Source organism: Flavobacterium sp. LS1P28, assembly GCF_003970335.1.
Lineage (GTDB): Bacteria > Bacteroidota > Bacteroidia > Flavobacteriales > Flavobacteriaceae > Flavobacterium.
Genome location: NZ_RYDI01000010.1, coordinates 24,969 through 43,629, shown reverse-complemented (window position 1 = coordinate 43,629; position 18,661 = coordinate 24,969). Strand labels below are relative to the sequence as shown.

The following is an 18,661-nucleotide window of genomic DNA, read 5'->3' as shown; positions in this document are numbered from 1 at the left end:
CAAATTAACGAATGATATTTATCATTTAAAGTTGTAAAAATCAATCGTTAATTTGTACTAAATAGTTTATTATAATTACATTACATAAAGAATAAAAAAATGATTAAAACAGACATACTTATAATAGGAGCCGGACCAACTGGTTTATTTGCCGTTTTTGAAGCAGGATTATTGAAATTAAAATGCCATATTTTAGATGCTTTGCCACAAGCGGGCGGACAGCTTTCAGAATTATATCCTAAAAAACCTATTTATGACATTCCAGGGTTTCCAGAAGTATTAGCGGGGGATTTAGTGGATAATTTAATGGAACAAATCAAGCAGTTCGAGCCAGGATTCACACTTGGCGAGCGTGCAGAAACGATTGAAAAACAAGAAGACGGAAGTTTTATTGTCACCTCAAATAAAGGAAAAAAATTCCATGCACCAGTTGTAGCAATTGCTGGTGGATTAGGAAGTTTTGAACCCAGAAAACCATTGATTGAAGACATCGAATTTTACGAAGATAAAGGGATCAAGTATTTCATTAAAAATCCGGAAAAATTCAGAGACAAAAGAGTAGTAATTGCAGGAGGTGGTGATTCCGCTTTAGATTGGAGTATTTTCTTGTCGAATATTGCTTCCGAAGTGACTTTAATTCACCGTAGAAATGAATTCAGAGGAGCCTTGGATTCGGTCGAAAAAGTGCAGGAGTTAAAAGATTCCGGAAAAATAAAAATGATCACGCCGGCAGAAGTAGTTGGTTTAAATGGAGCCGAACATTTAGAATCAATTGATATTGAAGAAAATGGTGCCCACAGAACCATTCCTACAGATTATTTTATTCCGCTTTTTGGATTAACTCCAAAGTTAGGTCCTATCGGAGACTGGGGATTAGACATTGAAAAAAATGCCATAAAAGTAAATAATGCTTTGGATTATCAAACGAATATTCCCGGAATTTTTGCCATTGGTGACGTAAACACTTATCCAGGAAAACTGAAATTGATTCTTTGTGGATTCCACGAAGCAACTATGATGTGTCAGGCAGCCTACCAAATAATCAATCCGGGTAAGAAATATGTGCTGAAATATACTACAGTTTCTGGTGTTGACGGATTTGACGGAACTCGTAAAGAAGCTCCAAAAGCCGTGGTTAAAGCCATAGTTTAACAACTTAATACAAACTAGTTAAAAAATATAGCGCTAATACTTGCAAGTATAGGCGCTATGTCTTTACTTTGCACTGTTCCTATATTTATTGAAAGTTATCACGAAAGGCGGAGGGAAAGACCCAATGAAACCTTAGCAACCCTTTATCTTTAAAGAAGGTGCTACATTCTACTTTATACAGAACCAGTTTCAGTATTTAAGATAGATAACACACGAATACTCACTCAGTATTTCTCAAACCTTTTCTTGACAACATATATTTTTAGCCTTCTGAATTAATTTCGGTATCAGGAGCGAACAATTGGTGTTTTTTTGCCAATACTGTTCCCGCTTTCCGCTATATCTTTTTTTCTGAACGCCAGAAAAATAGGATATCGCTTCAATCGGGGCTAAAGAGTTCATATAGTGAACTTTTGTAATTAATAATCAAAAGTGTAAATCCCGAAATGGATCGTGATTTACAAGAAATAACAAGATATGTCAAGCATTCAAGAAGCCATTAAAAAAAACATACTCATACTCGATGGAGCTATGGGAACCATGTTGCAACGCTACAATTTCTCTGAAGAAGACTTTCGAGGAGAACGTTTCAAAGATTTTCCACATTCCTTAAAAGGGAACAATGATTTATTGTCACTTACGCAACCACAAGCGATTCGTGCGGTACACGCCGCCTATTTTGAAGCAGGAGCAGATATCGTTGAAACCAATACTTTTTCTGGAACCACCATCGGAATGGCAGATTACCATCTCGAAGATATTGTTTACGAACTTAACTACGAATCGGCACGAATTGCCCGTGAAGTAGCCGATGAATTTACAGCCAAAAATCCAGATAAACCTCGTTTTGTAGCCGGTTCAGTTGGACCAACAAACAGAACAGCGAGTATGTCACCAGATGTAAATGATCCAGGTTACAGAGCGGTAACTTTTGATGATTTGCGCATTGCTTACAAACAACAAGTAGAAGCATTGATAGACGGAGGAAGTGATTTACTGTTGGTGGAAACTATTTTCGATACGTTAAATGCCAAAGCGGCTCTTTTCGCTATTGAAGAAGTCAAAGACGAACGTAATATTGATATTCCAATCATGGTTTCCGGGACAATTACCGATGCATCAGGAAGAACACTTTCAGGTCAAACCGTGGAAGCTTTCTTAGTTTCGGTTTCACACATTCCGTTGTTGAGTGTAGGATTCAATTGCGCCTTGGGTGCCGATTTGCTTAAACCGTATCTCCAAACCTTAGCGCATAATACTTCGTTCAATGTTTCGGCACATCCTAATGCAGGATTACCCAACGCTTTTGGAGAGTACGATGAAACGCCAGAACAGATGCAAGCCTTTATCAAAGAATATTTAGACGATAATTTAGTAAATATCATAGGTGGCTGTTGCGGAACAACCCCAGAACACATTAAGTTGATTGCTGATATCGCAAAGGAGTATAAACCTAGAGTTTCAACAGCAACGATGTAATTAAATTTCCTGCATGGTTTTTTTAAACTGTGTAGTGATGTTTGAAAATGGATTTTTTTAGTTGAATCCAAGTTAGTGCCAGCGCCGGAACTGATAACACTAGATAGCGCGGATTTGTAATCCGTGCCCACAAAGAGAATAAAAACATAAAGTGTGATTTTGTCATTCGGACGAAGGAGGAATCACATTACGGATATAGTTTGATGAGATTCCTCCTTCGTCGGAATGACAAACTGGGTGGCTAGGTTCCCCCGCTAGCGCGAGCTTCTAGCTCGTGCCCATTAACAAAGGCAGGATAAATAGATTTTGAAATATAGAATTATAATTTAGAATAGGCACGAGCGGGACGCTCGCGATAGCGAAGTACGAGTTCCGTAGGAACGATATATTTTGTAGCAACGGAATTTATTCCGTTGAATGAAATAAAAATTAGGATTACGAGCATATTCTGTTGATAATAGATGATTTAGTACCAATATCCGCGTGAGGGATAGCAGTGAAAAGCCCACAGACAAATGAAGTCCCGATAGCTATCGGGACGGAATTAGTCGAGGACTTGTAACGAATAGCCCGACCCTTGTGGTCACGCCCAAAATAATAAGAAACAAAACGAACTACACGTTAAAAAAAAGTAGAAATAAACAACAAAAGCATAAACTTGTACCGTTTCTAAAACCGTGCAGGACAAATAAAGATAAAAAATGGCACAAGCAGAAACTAGAAGAAACTTGGTATTATCAGGATTAGAGCCTTTAATCATTACGCCTAACAGCGTATTTGTAAATATTGGTGAACGAACGAATGTTACCGGTTCTAGAAAGTTCCTTCGATTAATCAAGGAAGAAAAATACGAGGAAGCACTCAGTATTGCCAAAGAGCAAGTGGAAGGTGGCGCGCAAATCATCGATATAAATATGGATGAAGGAATGCTTGATGGCGAATATGCCATGACGAAATTCCTGAATTTGATTGCTGCTGAACCGGATATTTCCAGAGTTCCAATCATGATTGATAGCTCGAAATGGGATATCATTGAGGCTGGACTAAAAGTGGTGCAAGGTAAGAGTGTGGTAAATTCGATTTCCTTGAAAGAAGGCGAAGAACAATTTATTCATCACGCTAAATTGATTAAGCGTTACGGTGCTGCGGCAATTATTATGGCTTTTGATGAAACTGGACAAGCAGATAATTACGAGCGCCGGGTAGAAATATGCCAACGTTCATATGATATTTTGGTGAATAAAGTTGGTTTTCCTCCGCAGGATATTATTTTCGATTTGAATATATTTCCAGTAGCGACAGGAATGGAAGAACACCGCTTGAATGCTTTGGATTTCTTTAGAGGAACAAAATGGGTTAGAGAAAATTTACCTCACGCACACATTAGTGGAGGTGTAAGTAATGTTTCGTTCTCTTTTAGAGGAAATGATACGGTTCGGGAGGCGATGCACTCCGTGTTTTTGTACCACGCCATCCAACATGGAATGACGATGGGAATCGTGAATCCTGAAATGTTGTCTATTTATGACGAAATTCCAAAAGATCTTTTAGAACGCGTTGAAGACGTAATTCTGAACAGGCGAGAGGATGCCACAGAGCGATTACTGGATTTTGCCGAAAATGTAAAAGGAGATGTAAAGAGCAATGAAAAAGCGATTCAGGAATGGCGCTCTGGAACGATTCAGGAACGATTGACACATTCCTTAGTGAAGGGAGTGGATGAATTTATTCTTTTGGATATTGAAGAAGCTCGACTGGCAGCAAAAAAACCAATTGAAGTTATTGAAATTAACTTAATGACAGGAATGAATGTGGTTGGGGATTTATTTGGTTCGGGTAAAATGTTTTTGCCGCAAGTGGTAAAATCGGCTCGGGTAATGAAAAAAGCAGTGGCTTATTTGTTGCCGTTTATTGAAGCCAGCAAACAAGCCGGAGACAAACAAGGGAATGGAAAAATCCTGATGGCAACCGTAAAAGGCGATGTACACGATATTGGTAAAAACATTGTAAGCGTGGTGCTGGCGTGTAATAATTATGAGATTGTAGATTTAGGCGTAATGGTGCCTCCCGAAAAAATTATCGCAGCGGCCATTGAGCATAACGTAGATATTATTGGATTGAGCGGATTGATCACGCCGTCACTGGACGAAATGGTTTTTCTTGCTAAAGAATTAGACAAAAGAGGACTTAAAATTCCAATAATGATTGGTGGGGCAACAACTTCGCGAGCACATACAGCCGTGAAAATTGCACCACAATACAGAGAAACGGTTATTCATGTGAATGATGCTTCGAGAGCCGTAACGGTGGCGGGAAGTTTATTGAACAAGGATAAAAAAATATATGCAAGCGACATTAGAGCGGAGTATGATGCCTTTAGAGAGACGTTTTTGAATCGTTCACGCGACAAGAATTTCTTAACTATTGAGCAAGCGCGCAAGAATAAATTGCAGTTGGATTGGGAGAATTTTACTCCTGTAAAGCCAAAAATCATAGGCGAACAAGTGATCGAAGTGGATTTGGATGTTTTGGTTCCGTATATTGACTGGACACCGTTTTTTAGAACATGGGAATTGTTCGGGAAATATCCGGCAATTTTAACGGATGCGGTAGTGGGCGAACAAGCCACTTCGGTTTTTGCAGATGCGCAGGAAATGTTAGAAGTTATTTTGAGAGAAAAGAAACTGACTGCTAAAGGAATTTATGGAATTTTCCCTGCCAATCAAGTGAACGATGATGACATTGAGATAAGTGATGAAAACGGAAAACCATTGCAGACATTCTTGACGTTACGTCAGCAATCACAAAAAACAAAAGGTGCTCCAAACATTGCTTTGTCTGATTTTATTGCTCCAAAAGATAGCGGTAAAACGGATTATATGGGCGCATTTTGTGTCACGACTGGTTTTGGTGTTGATGAGTGGGCGGCTGAATTCGAAAGAGATTTAGACGATTACAATTCGATTATGGTCAAAGCATTAGCAGATCGTTTTGCGGAAGCTTTTGCGGAATATTTACACGAAAAAATCCGTAAAGAAATTTGGGGCTATTCATCAGATGAAGCTTTAAGTACAGAGGCTATGATCGCTGAAGATTACAAAGGAATCCGTCCAGCTCCAGGATATCCGGCTTGTCCCGACCATTTAGAAAAACCAACAATTTGGAAATTACTAAATGTTGCAGAAGAAATTGGAGTGACCTTGACCGAAAGTATGGCAATGTGGCCGGCTTCATCCGTTTCTGGGTATTATTTTGGAAATCCGGAAAGCAAGTATTTCGGACTTGGAAAAATAAAAGAAGACCAAGTCATTGATTATGCCAAACGCAGAAGCATTCCAACCGATGTAGCAATGAAATGGTTGAACCCGAATGTAGCAGATTAAAATCCCCACCCAGCCTCCCCGAAGGGGAGGAGTCGAAAAGAAAGAAAAAAATATTGTTCAATTAAAATTACCCGAGTTCTCCCCTCCTTTGGAGGGGTCGGGGGAGGATCATGAAAGTAACACAACATATAGAAGCAGCCAAAGGAGAAACGTTATTCTCCTTTGAAATTATTCCGCCTCAAAAAGGCAAAAGTATTCAGGAATTATACAATAATATTGATCCGTTGATGGAGTTCAAACCGCCATTCATAGACGTAACCACCTCTCGCGAAGAATTTATCTATATGGATAAAGGAAATGGTTTATTGGAAAAAAAACTAACCAGAATGCGTCCAGGAACACTTGGGATTTGCGCTTCGATCAAGCATAAATACAATGTAGATACCGTTCCTCATGTGCTTTGTGGTGGTTTTACCAAAGAAGAAACGGAATATCTATTAGTTGATTGTCATTATCTGGGAATTGATAATGTGATGGCTTTGCGTGGCGATGCCATGAAAGACGAGCAGTCTTTTGTTCCTAAATTAGGAGGAAATGATTTTGCAGTTGATTTGGTCAAACAAATTAACCAATTAAATTGCGGGAAGTACTTGCATGACCTCATGGATGTTGATGATAAAGCCAATTTTTGTATTGGAGTTGCGGGATATCCGGAGAAACATTTAGAATCACCGTCTTTAATTTCAGATTTGAAAAGACTCAAAGAAAAAGTAGATGCCGGTGCGGATTATGTGGTGACGCAAATGTTTTTTGATAATGCTAAATACTTCGAATTTGTTGCCAAAGCCAGAGAAATTGGGATCACCGTTCCTATTATTCCGGGAATTAAGCCTATTGCCGTGCAAAGACACTTACAAGTTTTGCCACAAATTTTCCGAATCGATCTGCCGGAAGATTTAATTCATGCGGTTGATCAGTGCAAAAACAACGCGGATATCAGACAAGTAGGAATCGAATGGGCTATCCAACAATCATTGGAGTTGAAAGCAGCCGGTGTTCCCGTGTTGCACTATTATTCTATGGGAAAATCAGAAAATATTCGACAAATAGCGAGTAAGGTTTTTTAGGAGCTATTTCCAGCTATTCGTTACAATCTTTTCTTGTCTAAAAAAACGAGACAAGAAAAGGATTTTTACTGCTATCTGGGCTAGGGATTTAACGGTTATAAATGTCGTTATTCATTCCAAATTCTCATAATTTTGTCATTCCGACGAAGGAGGAATTTCACCGCATGGGATTCCTCCTTCGTCGGAATGACAAATCAAACGGTATAAGTATTATGAATGGCTAGTATTTTTCATCTGCAAACTGCGACTGAACACTGATTACTATTTTTTCGTAATCTCTCTAAAAACAGCCTCTAAATTTTTATTTTTCTGATTCAGTTGCAATGTTTTCAAACCACTGGCATTGGCAAAATCAAAAACTGCCGGACGCATGTCTTTATCCGCTTTGAAAGTCAACTCCCAAATCATGTCGTGCGTATTTTTATAAGAAACAAGATTTTCGATTTTAGCAATGGCTTGTTCTTCGATTTTATAGTCAAATTCTACTTCAATCACTTGTTCCTTATCTTCAGAAATTAAGTTGTCCAGTTTTTTATCGGCAACAATTTTTCCATTATTGATGATAATAACACGGTCACAAATCGCTTCTACTTCCTGCATAATGTGCGTCGAAAGGAAAACAGTTTTGTCTTTTCCCACATTTTTAATCACATTACGAATTTCGATTAATTGGTTTGGATCTAAACCAGTGGTTGGTTCATCCAAAATCAAAACATCGGGATTGTGCAATAACGCATTGGCAAGGCCCACACGTTGCCGATATCCTTTAGACAATTGGCCTATTTTTTTATGACTTTCGGTAGTTAAACCAGTAAGTTGAATTACTTCGTCGATACGGGATTTAGCTACTTTATACACATCAGCGTTAAAGGCTAAATATTCGCGTACATACAAATCCAAATACAGCGGATTGTGTTCCGGTAAATAACCAATTGAAAGTTGTACTGCCTTTTGGTTGGTGTTTACATCATTTCCGTTTACTATTGCGGATCCTTCATCAGCATTGATGTAAGTGGTCAATATTTTCATCAAAGTTGATTTTCCGGCTCCATTTGGACCTAAGAAACCAACTATTTCTCCTTTTTTGACAGAAAATGTAATGTTGTCTAAGGCTTTTTGAGTACCGTAACTTTTGGATATGTTATTTACTTCTATTGACATGGAATTTTATTTGTTGCAAAAGTAAACAGAAAAAGTATTGATTTATTGTTTTTGTAACTCAATAAATAAAAGACCTTAGTCAAAGTTTATTGAGCAAGAGGATATTCTCTTTTAGATTTATATATTTACCATAAACTATATGAACATGAATTTGAAAAACACACAATCAGGGAGTTTCTTGAAAAACTACAAAAGTATTTTATTGCTGCTTGGCGGAATTTTGGCAGGAAGTATATTGGGTTTAGTTTTTGGAAAGGAAGTAGAAGTGATTAAACCATTGGGCGATATCTTTCTGAATTTATTGTTTACCGCCATTATCCCTTTGGTGTTTTTTACGATTGCATCTTCGATTGCCAATTTAGAAAAATCAGAGAAACTGGGAAGATTATTTGTAATTGTTATGGGAGTGTTTTTAAGCACCGTATTAATTTCTGCCATTTTGATGCTGGTTGGTGTCCTGTTATTTCCCATTCATCAAGACATCATTATTTCAAAAATACCGTTAGAAAGTATACAAAGTACAAATACAGGTTCACAAATTACCCAATTGCTTACAGCGGGGGATTTTTATGAACTGCTTTCTCGAAAAAGCATGTTGGCCTTAATCATTTTTTCCTTTCTAATAGGGTTTGCCGCCCTGCGTTCCGGAGAAAAAGGAAAAGATTTCAGCAGGTTTTTGAATTCAGGCAATGAAGTGATGAAACAATTGTTACACATCATCATGAAAACGGCTCCAATAGGTTTGGGGGCTTATTTCGCGTATCAGGTTGGAATTTTTGGACCGCAATTATTTGGAGCTTATGCAAAACCTTTGGGGCTTTATTATGCGGTTTGTGCTTTCTACTTTATTGTGTTTTTTAGTTTGTACGCTTTTATCGCTGGAGGGAAATTAGGATTTAAAGTATTTTGGAAAAATAATATTACGCCTTCCTTAACCGCATTGGGAACTTGCAGCAGCATTGCCACTATTCCTGCCAATCTGGAAGGTGCCGAAAAAATGAATATTCCGGCTCACATCAGAAATGTAGTTATTCCACTGGGTGCGCCTTTGCATAAAGACGGATCCAGTATGTCATCTATTGTGAAAATTGCGGTAATTTTCGCCATGTTCGGAAAAGATTTAACGGACCCAAATACCTTATTAGTGGCGTTAGGAATTACAGTAATTGTTTCGGTAGTTGAAGGCGGAATTCCTAATGGAGGTTATATAGGAGAAATTTTGGCGATTACCGTTTATGGTTTCCCAATGGAACAAGCTCTTCCAGCTGCAATGATTGTGGGGACTTTAGTAGATCCAATGGCGACATTGCTAAATGCGAATGGTGATTTAGTGTCGGCGATGATGGTTGCCCGAATTTCGGAAGGAAAAAAATGGCTTGCTGAAAAAGTAGTTGTATAAAACCACTTTTTTTAGCCGGTTTCAATGGTATAGTTTTAAAAACAGTAAAATAGCAACGACTTATTGGTGTTTTAAAGACCTTTTTTTAATTATTACATAATTAATAACCAGTTTTTTAGCGAATTCTTTTTTTGTTCAATAAAATCAGCCTTTTTTTTTGGATAGCTGGAAATTATGTATACATTCGCAGAGTAATTAATACAAAAAACAACAGCATGTTGAATAACCGATTTTATTTTAGCAACTCTTATTATTTCTTCTGGAAGGTCGAAAGGGATTGTTGTATGGTTATTTGATTATAAAATTAAATTGATACTATAAATATACAATCCCGATGTAAATCGGGATTTTTTTTTGCTTAAAAAGGTGTGAAATGAATGAAATAATTGGAATACAAGGCATAACGGGTTCTTTTCACCATCAGGTGGCACAAGAATATTTTCATCAGGCGGTTGCTTTAGATGAATGTTTGTCCTTTGAAGAGTTAGTGGATAACCTGCTCTCCGGTAAATCAGATCAAGCAGTTATGGCTATAGAAAATTCTATTGCGGGCCCAATTATTCCGAATTACGCATTGATTGACAAGAATAATTTACACATTATTGGGGAGCATTATTTAATAATTCATCAAAATTTAATGGCCTTAAAAGGGCAGAAAATAGAAGATATTTTGGAAGTACATTCGCATCCTATGGCCATTTTGCAATGTATGGAATTCCTTAAAAAATATCCAAATATAAAATTAGTCGAAGATAAAGATACTGCCGAAACGGCACGTAGAATTCAGGAAAATCAGTTGAAAGGGATTGCTGCAATTGCCAGTATTACGGCGTCGAGAATGTATGATTTAGAAATTTTGGCTCCGGAGATTCAAACGATTAAAAATAATATGACACGTTTTGTGATTATCAAAAAGGAAAATTCATTTGTTCCGGAAAACGAAATTAACAGAGCGTCCATCAAATTTGAATTGGATCACAAACGGGGAAGTTTAGCGGCAGTTTTGAATGTGATGAGCGATTGCAAATTGAATTTAACAAAAATACAATCGTTACCAAAAATAGAAACGCCTTGGAAATATTCGTTTTTTGTAGATGTCACTTTTGAAAAATACGAAGATTATGCGAAAGCAAAGTCGCTATTGATCATTATGGCAGAATATTTCAAAGTGTTAGGCGAATATAAAAACACAAAATTATAAAGCCCTTAACCCCAACCCAACCCCCGAAGTGGGAATTAGATTAAGATCGATTTACAAGAAATTTAAAATAGAAGAATGATTACTATAGCGAAACGTCTCGAAATAATTGAAGAATACTATTTCTCCTCAAAGTTGAGAGAAGTAAGGCAACTGGCTTCTGAAGGGAAACCCATTATCAATATGGGAATTGGAAGTCCGGATTTACAGCCGTCACAGGCGGTAATTGATGCAGTGGTTCTGGCAATGCAAGAGGAGAATGCACATCAATACCAAAGTTATCAGGGGTTGCCAGAGTTGCGGCAAGGTATGGCTGATTTTTACAAAAACAATTACGGAGTTGCGTTGAATCTGGCTAACGAAATTTTGCCTTTGATGGGTTCCAAAGAGGGAATTATGCATATTTCACTGGCTTTTTTGAATGAAGGCGATCAGGTACTGATCCCAAATCCAGGATATCCAACCTATACTTCGGTGACAAATTTAGTGGGAGCAGTTCCGGTTTATTATGACTTAAAAGAAAACAATAACTGGGAGCCGGATTTTGAAGCTTTGGAAAAATTGGATTTGTCGAAAGTGAAAATCATGTGGATTGGGTATCCGCACATGCCAACTGGAGCCAGAGGAAGTCTGGCATTGTTTGAAAAATTAGTGACTTTTGCCAAAAAGCATAACATTTTATTAGTCAACGACAATCCGTATAGTTTTGTTTTGAACGACAATCCGATGAGTTTGTTGCAAGTAGCAGGTGTAAAAGACGTGGTTTTAGAATTGAATTCTTTGAGTAAGACTTTTAACATGGCGGGCTGGAGAGTGGGAATGCTTCTGGGAAATGCAGCTTGCATTGATGCCGTTTTGAAAGTGAAAAGCAACATGGATAGCGGTATGTTTTACGGGATTCAAAAAGGAGCAATTGAAGCTTTAAAAAGTGACAAAACTTGGTTTGATTCGATGAATGCGATTTATAGAAAACGCAGAATTCTTACCGAACAACTGGCTGAGAAATTAGGCTGTAAAGTTTATAAAGAAGGAGTTGGATTATTTGTTTGGGCAAAATTGCCGGACGGAATCACATCGGCGGAGAAATTCATAGATGAAATTTTATATGACAAATCTATTTTTATTACACCGGGAACCATTTTTGGTTCTAATGGAGAAGGTTACATCCGATTTGCATTGTGTGTAAAAGAAGAAAAAGTACAGGAAGCAATTGATAGATTTTAATACATGAATATACACGTAATAGGAATAGGATTGATAGGCGGTTCAATGGTATTGGACATTAAAGCACTGCATCCGGAAGCCAAAATTTATGGAATCGATACTGATGAAAATCATTTGCAGGAAGCAATAACTTTGGGAGTTGTTGATGCTGGTGCGACATTTGATGATTTAGTTGATGCAGATTTTGTAATCGTTTCTGTTCCGGTTGACGTTGCATTAAGTGTTTTACCAAAAGTACTGGATGTTATTGGTGAAAATACGATTGTTTTTGAAGTAGGTTCGACAAAAACGCCTATTTGTGAAGCGGTTGCTAATCATCCTAAGAGAAGGAATTTTATTGCAACGCATCCTATTGCAGGAACGGAGTTTTCAGGACCATCGGCAGCGATAAAAGGATTGTTTCAAGGGAAAACGAATATCATTTGTGAGGTAGAAAAAACAACGTTTAAATTGCAGGAAAAAGCGTTGGATTTGTTTAAGGCAATGGGAATGCGGATTCGGTATATGGATCCAAAATCACATGACAAACATATTGCTTATGTGTCGCATTTATCCCATATCAGTGCATTTATGCTTGGAAAAACGGTAATTGACAAAGAGAAAGACGAGCAGGATATTTTTGATATGGCGGGTTCTGGTTTTGAAAGTACGGTTCGTTTGGCCAAGAGTTCACCGGCAATGTGGACACCAATTTTTAAACAGAACAGGAAGCAGGTTGTGAAAACATTAGAGGAGTATATTTCTAATTTGTCAAAGTTTAAGGAATTATTAGAGAAGGAAGATTATGATGCGATTTACCATGAAATGCAAAGTGTGAATAAAATAAAAGAAATATTAAACGGAATAAATATAAAAAAGTAACCAGCATTTTTTCAGAAGCTTCAGGAGCAGGTTACAGTTAAAGTAAACAACACAGAATAAAATAAAAAAACTAAAATTAGAAAAGATGGAAAACAAGAAAGAAATGAGAAATTGGTTGAATGAATTCAATTTGACTCATCCATTTGTGATCGCAGGACCTTGTAGTGCTGAAACAGAAGAGCAAGTATTGAAAATTGCACATGAATTGAAAGACTCTGACGTAAGTGTTTTTAGAGCAGGAATTTGGAAACCAAGAACGCGTCCGGGAGGATTTGAAGGAGTAGGAGCAATAGGACTTAAATGGTTGCAAAAAGCAAAGGCAGAAACCGGCTTGCTTATGGGAACCGAAGTAGCGACTGCAGCGCATTGTAAATTGGCTTTAGAGCATGATATTGATGTATTATGGGTTGGAGCCCGTACAACTGCAAATCCGTTTGCGGTGCAAGAAATTGCTGATACATTAAAAGGAACCGATAAAATTGTATTGGTCAAGAATCCGGTAAATCCAGATATGGCTTTGTGGCTGGGTGGTGTGGAACGTTTGCATGCGGCAGGAATTAAGAATTTAGGCGTTATTCACAGAGGTTTTTCTACGTATGAAAAAACGAAATACAGAAACATTCCTGAATGGCAGATAGCTATTGAATTGCAAAATAAATTCCCTGATTTGCCTTTGATCATTGATCCCTCCCATATTACAGGAAACCGTGAGATGATTCTTGAAGTGACTCAAGAAGCATTAGATCTGAATTACGACGGTATGATTATCGAGACGCATACTGATCCGGATAATGCCTGGAGTGATGCAGCGCAACAAGTGACACCAGATGCTTTGAAGCAAATTTTCAAAGATTTGAAAGTGAGAAAAGTAAGTGGTGATACGGATGAGTTTGCTAATAAAATGACAAAATTGAGAGCGAATATTGATGTTCTGGATTCGAATTTATTGGAATTGTTAGGCAAAAGAATGAAAGTGGCTGACGAAATTGGTCAAGTGAAAAAAGACGCTAACGTTGCTGTATTGCAAAACAATCGTTGGAACGAAATTTTAGGAAAAATGATTTTGGAAGGCGAGAAAAAAGGGTTGACAGAAGAGTTTGTACTAAAAATGTTCAAAGCGATTCACCAGGAAAGTATTGGTCACCAAGAAAAAGTACTAAACGCTTAGTCCGTATTTTTTAAATATAAATCCCTGCAGCTTTTGTCAAAAGTTGTGGGGATTTTCTATTTTTAATTGTATGTAAAGTTGCTCAAAGTGAAAAACTTTAAACTTTTAAACTTTAAACCTAAAACAAAGAATTATCTTTGCAAAGTCTTAGATTTTAAATCAGAAATCTAAAATAGTTAATCTTCAATCAAATAATCCTTTATGACAGGACTCGTTTACAAATCTACAGGAAGTTGGTACACCGTAAAATCCGAACAAGGGGATTTTATCGAATGCCGTATGAAAGGGAAATTCCGAATTAAAGGAATCAAAAGCACCAATCCTATTGCTGTAGGTGATATTGTGGATTATGAACTAGAAGAATCATCCGATACTGTTACGGGAACCATTCATAACATTCATGACAGAAAGAATTATATCGTTCGGAAATCAGTGAATTTATCCCATCAGATGCATATTATTGCGTCTAATATTGACAGGGTTTTCTTGCTGGTAACCATCAATAATCCGCCAACGACTTTTAACTTTATTGACCGTTTTCTGGTTACTGCCGAAGCGTATGGAATTGAAACTATACTGGTTTTTAATAAAATAGATACGCTAGACGATGCCACGCTGGATGAACAATTGTACATGCAGCATGTGTATCAGGAAATTGGATATAAATGTTTGCGCGTTTCTTCGACTGAAATGAAAGGAATAGAGGAATTGAAAGAAATGATGATTGGGAAAGTGAGCATGTTCTCTGGACATTCCGGAGTTGGGAAATCGACTTTGGTAAATGCGATGGAGTCTTCTTTACATTTAAAAACAAAGACAATTTCTGAAGCAAGTAAACAAGGGCAACACACGACGACTTTTGCCGAAATGTATGATTTGTCTTTTGATGCCAGAATCATCGATACGCCCGGGATCAAAGGTTTTGGAATCGTAGACATGGATGCAGCAGAAATCAGTGGTTATTTTCCTGAATTTTTTAAGTTGAAAGAGCAATGTAAATTCAATAATTGCTTGCATAAAGATGAGCCGCATTGCGCTATTAAAGGGGCTTTAGAAAAAGATGAAATCGCTTGGTCCCGTTATAGAAGTTACCTTAAAATTCTCGAAGGTGACGATGAAAATTACCGTACGGATATTCATAATGAGGATCGAATAATCAGTGACAAAACCAGGGAATAGTAGAGACGCGATTTATCGCGTCTATTTTACATAGAATATAAAAGAATGAAAATCGTCCTCCAAAGAGTTTCCCAAGCCTCCGTAACCATCGATACTAAAGTCGTAGCCGATATCCAGAAAGGATTGTTGGTTTTGGTTGGGATTGAAGATTTAGACAATCAAGAAGATATCAATTGGTTAGCTTCAAAAACAGTCAATATTCGTATTTTTGGAGATGAAAATGCAGTGATGAATCTATCTGTCAAGGATACAGATGGCGATGTTATTGTGGTAAGTCAATTTACTTTGCACGCCGCTACTAAAAAAGGCAATCGTCCTTCCTATATCAAAGCTTCAAAACCAGAAATAGCTATTCCATTATACGAGAATTTTGTGCTTCAGCTGGAGAAAGAATTGGGTAAAAAAGTACAAACTGGCGTTTTTGGTGCAGATATGAAAGTACTTTTGCTGAATGATGGTCCTGTAACGATAGTAATTGACAGTAAAAATAGAGAGTAGGTTTCCGTAGAGTTAAAAGAATTATTTGTATATTTACTTAGTTATCAAAATAAATCACATTATCTTTGCACCCCGATTAAAATTTATGTTTCTGAAAATGAATACATTAATTAATCATTTTAATTATGACAATCAACGATAAATATTCTCACGATCAGATCGATAAATTAGGCAATGCTTTAATTTATTTGATAGATAAAATGGGGTCTCTTGGTAAAACTAGTTTATTAAAATTAGTTTACATTATTGAAGAGAAATCCATAGAGGAACGTGGTATGCCTTTTTTTAACCTTGATTTCGAGGTTTGGAAATTTGGTCCTGTTTGTCAAAATCTATATGTAGAATTTTCTGAAGAACCAATTCTTCTCAAAAATTTCATAAAAAAGAGAAATATTAAAAACGGTTTTGTTTTTGATAAAAACGCATGTTTTAATGATGATGAATTTTCTGATTCAGATATTTTTTTAATTGATGAAATTATCAACGAGTTTTCTGGTGCAAATTGCAATGATTTAATAGCTTATACACATCGTGAAAATTCATTATGGTATAATACTGCTAAAGAAAACGGAGTTTTAGAATTACTTTTAAATGAAGAAATTCCAACAACTAATCTTAAAATTGATTTCACCGAATTAATTAAGAATGAACCTTCAAAGTTGGAATTTTACTATGAACACAAAGAGTTTTTAAATTTTGTATCTTCATTAAAGCAGTAATATGTTTGAAGAAAGGAATTTATTATACTTTGAAGAATATTATTTTGAAAACGGTGACCCCGCCAAGCCTAAATATTTTCTAGTTTTAAAAAGATATGAAAATGGTATAATGATAATTTCTTTACCAAGTTCTGTGCAAAACGCCTCCATTCCTAAAAATAAAAAGCACGGTTGCATAAATCTTCCAGTGGTAAATTTTGGATGTTATTTTTTCGAAAATCAAGTTGCAATTACGGAATGTGGTTTTGGTTTTCCATTTGATACTTTTGTGTATGCGTATTGGATAACTGATAAAACTATTGAAACGATTGATTATATTTATAAACCAAAGGATTATGGTTTAATAGGAAGGCTAACTATTCAAGAATATCAAAATGTTCTTACTTGTTTAAAAAACTCTCCAAACATAAAAAGTAAATACCGGAAATTGTTATAAGAAACACCTCACTGAAGGTGTTTTTTTAGGTTCCAATTCTTTACATTTGTTCAAATACAACTGAGATGACTTTAGAACAATACATTCAAAATATAAATTCCGCCTACAAAAGAGGTAATGCAACAGAACACACCTATCGTGGCGATTTGAAGCAACTTATCGAAAGTATTGTTCCGGATGTTGCCGCAACCAACGAAACCCAATATTTCGACAACGTTCCTGAAATAGCTTGGAATTTCTACATTGGTGGTTATCAACCCGCTCAAAAATGGCTCAAAGACCGTAAGGAACGCAAACTGGAATTTGACGATATTGCCCATTATCAAAAAATCATTGTAGCACTAAGTGAAACGGATAGATTAATGAAAGTAATTGATACAATAGCAATAGAATAGTTATGGAAGAAAACGTAAAAAAGTTTATTTTATACACCGCACCAAGCGGAGAAATACGTGTTGATGTTTTACTGCAAAACGAATCGGTATGGCTTTCGCAAAAAGCAATGGCGTTATTGTTTGACTGCAGTGCAGACAATGTTTCATTACACTTAAAAAATATTTTTGAAAGTAAGGAATTAGAAGAAAATGCAGTTACCGAGGTTTTCTCGGCAACTGCATCAGATGGCAAAACCTACAAAGTAAAACATTACAGTCTTGACGCAATAATTTCTGTTGGTTATAGAGTAAGCTCTACCAAAGCTACACAATTCAGGATTTGGGCAACCCAGACTTTAAAAGAATATATTATAAAAGGGTTTGTTCTTGACGACAATCGTTTAAAACAGGGTCAAGCAATTTTTGGAAAAGATTATTTTAAAGAATTACTGCAAAGAGTTCGTTCGATTCGCGCAAGTGAAAGAAGAATTTACCAGCAAGTAACGGATATTTTTGCGGAGTGCAGTATTGACTATGACAGCAATGCCGATATCACAAAAAATTTCTATGCCACAGTTCAAAATAAATTTCATTTTGCTATAACCGGTAATACTGCTGCCGAAATAATAGCCAAAACTGCCGACTCCAAAAAGGAAAATATGGGATTAACGACTTGGAAAAATAGTCCAAGTGGAAGGGTTTTGAAATCGGATGTGGTAGTTGCCAAAAATTATTTACAAGAAAAAGAAATTAAACAATTGGAGCGCACCGTAACGGGTTACTTTGATTACATAGAAGGATTGATAGAGCGGGAGAATACTTTTACGATGAGTCAATTGGCAACAAGTGTGAATAAATTTCTAAACTTTAATGATTATAAGGTTTTGGATGGTAAAGGGAAAATTTCTAAAATACAAGCTGATAAAAAAGCAATCGCTGCCTATGAAGCCTTTAATAAAACACAGAAAATAATTTCTGATTTTGATAAAGAAATAAAAAAACTAAAAAAATGAACCTAAAAAATTCCCAACTCGACGTAGATACTTGGATCAAAGAACACGGCGTTCGTTACTTTAACGAATTGACCAATATGGCGCAGCTTACCGAAGAAGTAGGGGAAGTGGCCCGAATCATCGCCCGTCGTTACGGCGAACAATCCGAAAAAGAAAGCGATAAAGACAAAGACCTTGGCGAAGAATTAGCCGATGTAGTTTTTGTGGTATTGTGTTTAGCCAACCAAACCGGAATTGATTTACAAGCCGCTTTTGATAAAAAAATGGATCTAAAATCCATTCGAGACAAAGACCGTCACAAAAACAATGAAAAACTCAAATAATTTGTGAAGTATAAATTATGAATTATA

At 36.6% G+C, this 18,661-nt stretch carries 18 protein-coding genes and 1 riboswitch; of the genes, 16 read left to right on the top strand and 2 right to left on the bottom strand.

The window, feature by feature from the left end; translation table 11 throughout:
• Positions 1–99: 99 nt before the first annotated feature.
• Together EKL97_RS09195 and EKL97_RS09190 are read left to right on the top strand one after the other, a co-directional pair.
• The gene (locus EKL97_RS09195; RefSeq protein ID WP_091204228.1) at positions 100–1,152 is read left to right on the top strand and encodes an NAD(P)/FAD-dependent oxidoreductase; all 1,053 of its coding nucleotides are present in this window, start codon (positions 100–102) and stop codon (positions 1,150–1,152) included.
• A gap of 92 nt (positions 1,153–1,244) precedes the next feature.
• Positions 1,245–1,364, top strand: a riboswitch (SAM riboswitch).
• A gap of 265 nt (positions 1,365–1,629) precedes the next feature.
• On the top strand, positions 1,630–2,631 hold the full coding sequence (locus EKL97_RS09190) for a homocysteine S-methyltransferase family protein (protein WP_126554994.1): 1,002 nt from the start codon (positions 1,630–1,632) through the stop codon (positions 2,629–2,631).
• A gap of 319 nt (positions 2,632–2,950) precedes the next feature.
• Here the strand turns inward: EKL97_RS09190 and EKL97_RS15990 are convergent, their stop codons facing one another.
• Positions 2,951–3,076: a hypothetical protein gene (locus tag EKL97_RS15990; protein WP_255416337.1), complete on the bottom strand. Its 126-nt coding sequence runs from the start codon at positions 3,074–3,076 to the stop codon at positions 2,951–2,953.
• A gap of 256 nt (positions 3,077–3,332) precedes the next feature.
• Here EKL97_RS15990 and metH point away from each other — a divergent pair, with 256 nt between their 5' ends.
• Both metH and metF read left to right on the top strand, forming a co-directional pair.
• Positions 3,333–6,014, top strand: a complete 2,682-nt coding sequence (metH, locus tag EKL97_RS09185) for a methionine synthase (protein ID WP_126568704.1) — start codon at positions 3,333–3,335, stop codon at positions 6,012–6,014.
• A 110-nt stretch (positions 6,015–6,124) separates the two neighbouring features.
• Positions 6,125–7,081, top strand: coding sequence for a methylenetetrahydrofolate reductase [NAD(P)H] (metF, locus tag EKL97_RS09180; protein ID WP_126554996.1), 957 nt, complete (start codon positions 6,125–6,127; stop codon positions 7,079–7,081).
• A gap of 261 nt (positions 7,082–7,342) precedes the next feature.
• On the opposite strand, the gene gldA is transcribed toward metF, so the two are convergent.
• A complete protein-coding gene (gldA, locus tag EKL97_RS09175) occupies positions 7,343–8,242 on the bottom strand; it encodes a gliding motility-associated ABC transporter ATP-binding subunit GldA (RefSeq protein ID WP_126568703.1) in 900 nt (299 codons plus the stop codon).
• A gap of 145 nt (positions 8,243–8,387) precedes the next feature.
• Here gldA and EKL97_RS09170 point away from each other — a divergent pair, with 145 nt between their 5' ends.
• The 12 genes from EKL97_RS09170 to EKL97_RS09115 all read left to right on the top strand — a co-directional run bounded on the left by EKL97_RS09170 (position 8,388) and on the right by EKL97_RS09115 (position 18,634).
• Positions 8,388–9,641: a dicarboxylate/amino acid:cation symporter gene (locus tag EKL97_RS09170; RefSeq protein WP_126516157.1), complete on the top strand. Its 1,254-nt coding sequence runs from the start codon at positions 8,388–8,390 to the stop codon at positions 9,639–9,641.
• 373 nt (positions 9,642–10,014) lie between these two features.
• Positions 10,015–10,842, top strand: coding sequence for a prephenate dehydratase (locus EKL97_RS09165; protein WP_126568702.1), 828 nt, complete (start codon positions 10,015–10,017; stop codon positions 10,840–10,842).
• Positions 10,843–10,917: 75 nt separating this feature from the next.
• The gene (locus EKL97_RS09160) at positions 10,918–12,063 is read left to right on the top strand and encodes a pyridoxal phosphate-dependent aminotransferase (RefSeq protein ID WP_126568701.1); all 1,146 of its coding nucleotides are present in this window, start codon (positions 10,918–10,920) and stop codon (positions 12,061–12,063) included.
• 3 nt (positions 12,064–12,066) lie between these two features.
• A complete protein-coding gene (locus EKL97_RS09155; RefSeq protein WP_126562872.1) occupies positions 12,067–12,924 on the top strand; it encodes a prephenate dehydrogenase in 858 nt (285 codons plus the stop codon).
• Positions 12,925–13,009: 85 nt separating this feature from the next.
• Entirely contained in the window at positions 13,010–14,092 is a 1,083-nt protein-coding gene (locus EKL97_RS09150; RefSeq protein WP_126457419.1) for a bifunctional 3-deoxy-7-phosphoheptulonate synthase/chorismate mutase type II, read from the top strand.
• A 201-nt stretch (positions 14,093–14,293) separates the two neighbouring features.
• Positions 14,294–15,271: a ribosome small subunit-dependent GTPase A gene (rsgA, locus tag EKL97_RS09145; RefSeq protein WP_126457418.1), complete on the top strand. Its 978-nt coding sequence runs from the start codon at positions 14,294–14,296 to the stop codon at positions 15,269–15,271.
• Between the two features lie 45 nt (positions 15,272–15,316).
• Positions 15,317–15,769, top strand: coding sequence for a D-aminoacyl-tRNA deacylase (dtd, locus tag EKL97_RS09140; RefSeq protein ID WP_126555007.1), 453 nt, complete (start codon positions 15,317–15,319; stop codon positions 15,767–15,769).
• Positions 15,770–15,894: 125 nt separating this feature from the next.
• A complete protein-coding gene (locus EKL97_RS09135) occupies positions 15,895–16,488 on the top strand; it encodes a Panacea domain-containing protein (protein ID WP_126568700.1) in 594 nt (197 codons plus the stop codon).
• A gap of 1 nt (position 16,489) precedes the next feature.
• Positions 16,490–16,924 (top strand): hypothetical protein, encoded by a 435-nt coding sequence (locus EKL97_RS09130; RefSeq protein ID WP_126568699.1) that lies wholly within the window; start codon positions 16,490–16,492, stop codon positions 16,922–16,924.
• Between the two features lie 65 nt (positions 16,925–16,989).
• Positions 16,990–17,319 carry a type ISP restriction/modification enzyme gene (locus EKL97_RS15845; RefSeq protein ID WP_233588569.1) on the top strand — a complete coding sequence of 110 codons (330 nt, stop codon included), beginning with the start codon at positions 16,990–16,992 and terminating at the stop codon, positions 17,317–17,319.
• A 2-nt stretch (positions 17,320–17,321) separates the two neighbouring features.
• Positions 17,322–18,311, top strand: a complete 990-nt coding sequence (locus EKL97_RS09120; protein WP_126568698.1) for a virulence RhuM family protein — start codon at positions 17,322–17,324, stop codon at positions 18,309–18,311.
• Positions 18,308–18,634: a nucleotide pyrophosphohydrolase gene (locus EKL97_RS09115; RefSeq protein WP_126453086.1), complete on the top strand. Its 327-nt coding sequence runs from the start codon at positions 18,308–18,310 to the stop codon at positions 18,632–18,634. Before EKL97_RS09120 ends, EKL97_RS09115 begins: the two co-directional genes overlap by 4 nt.
• Positions 18,635–18,661 lie beyond the last annotated feature (27 nt).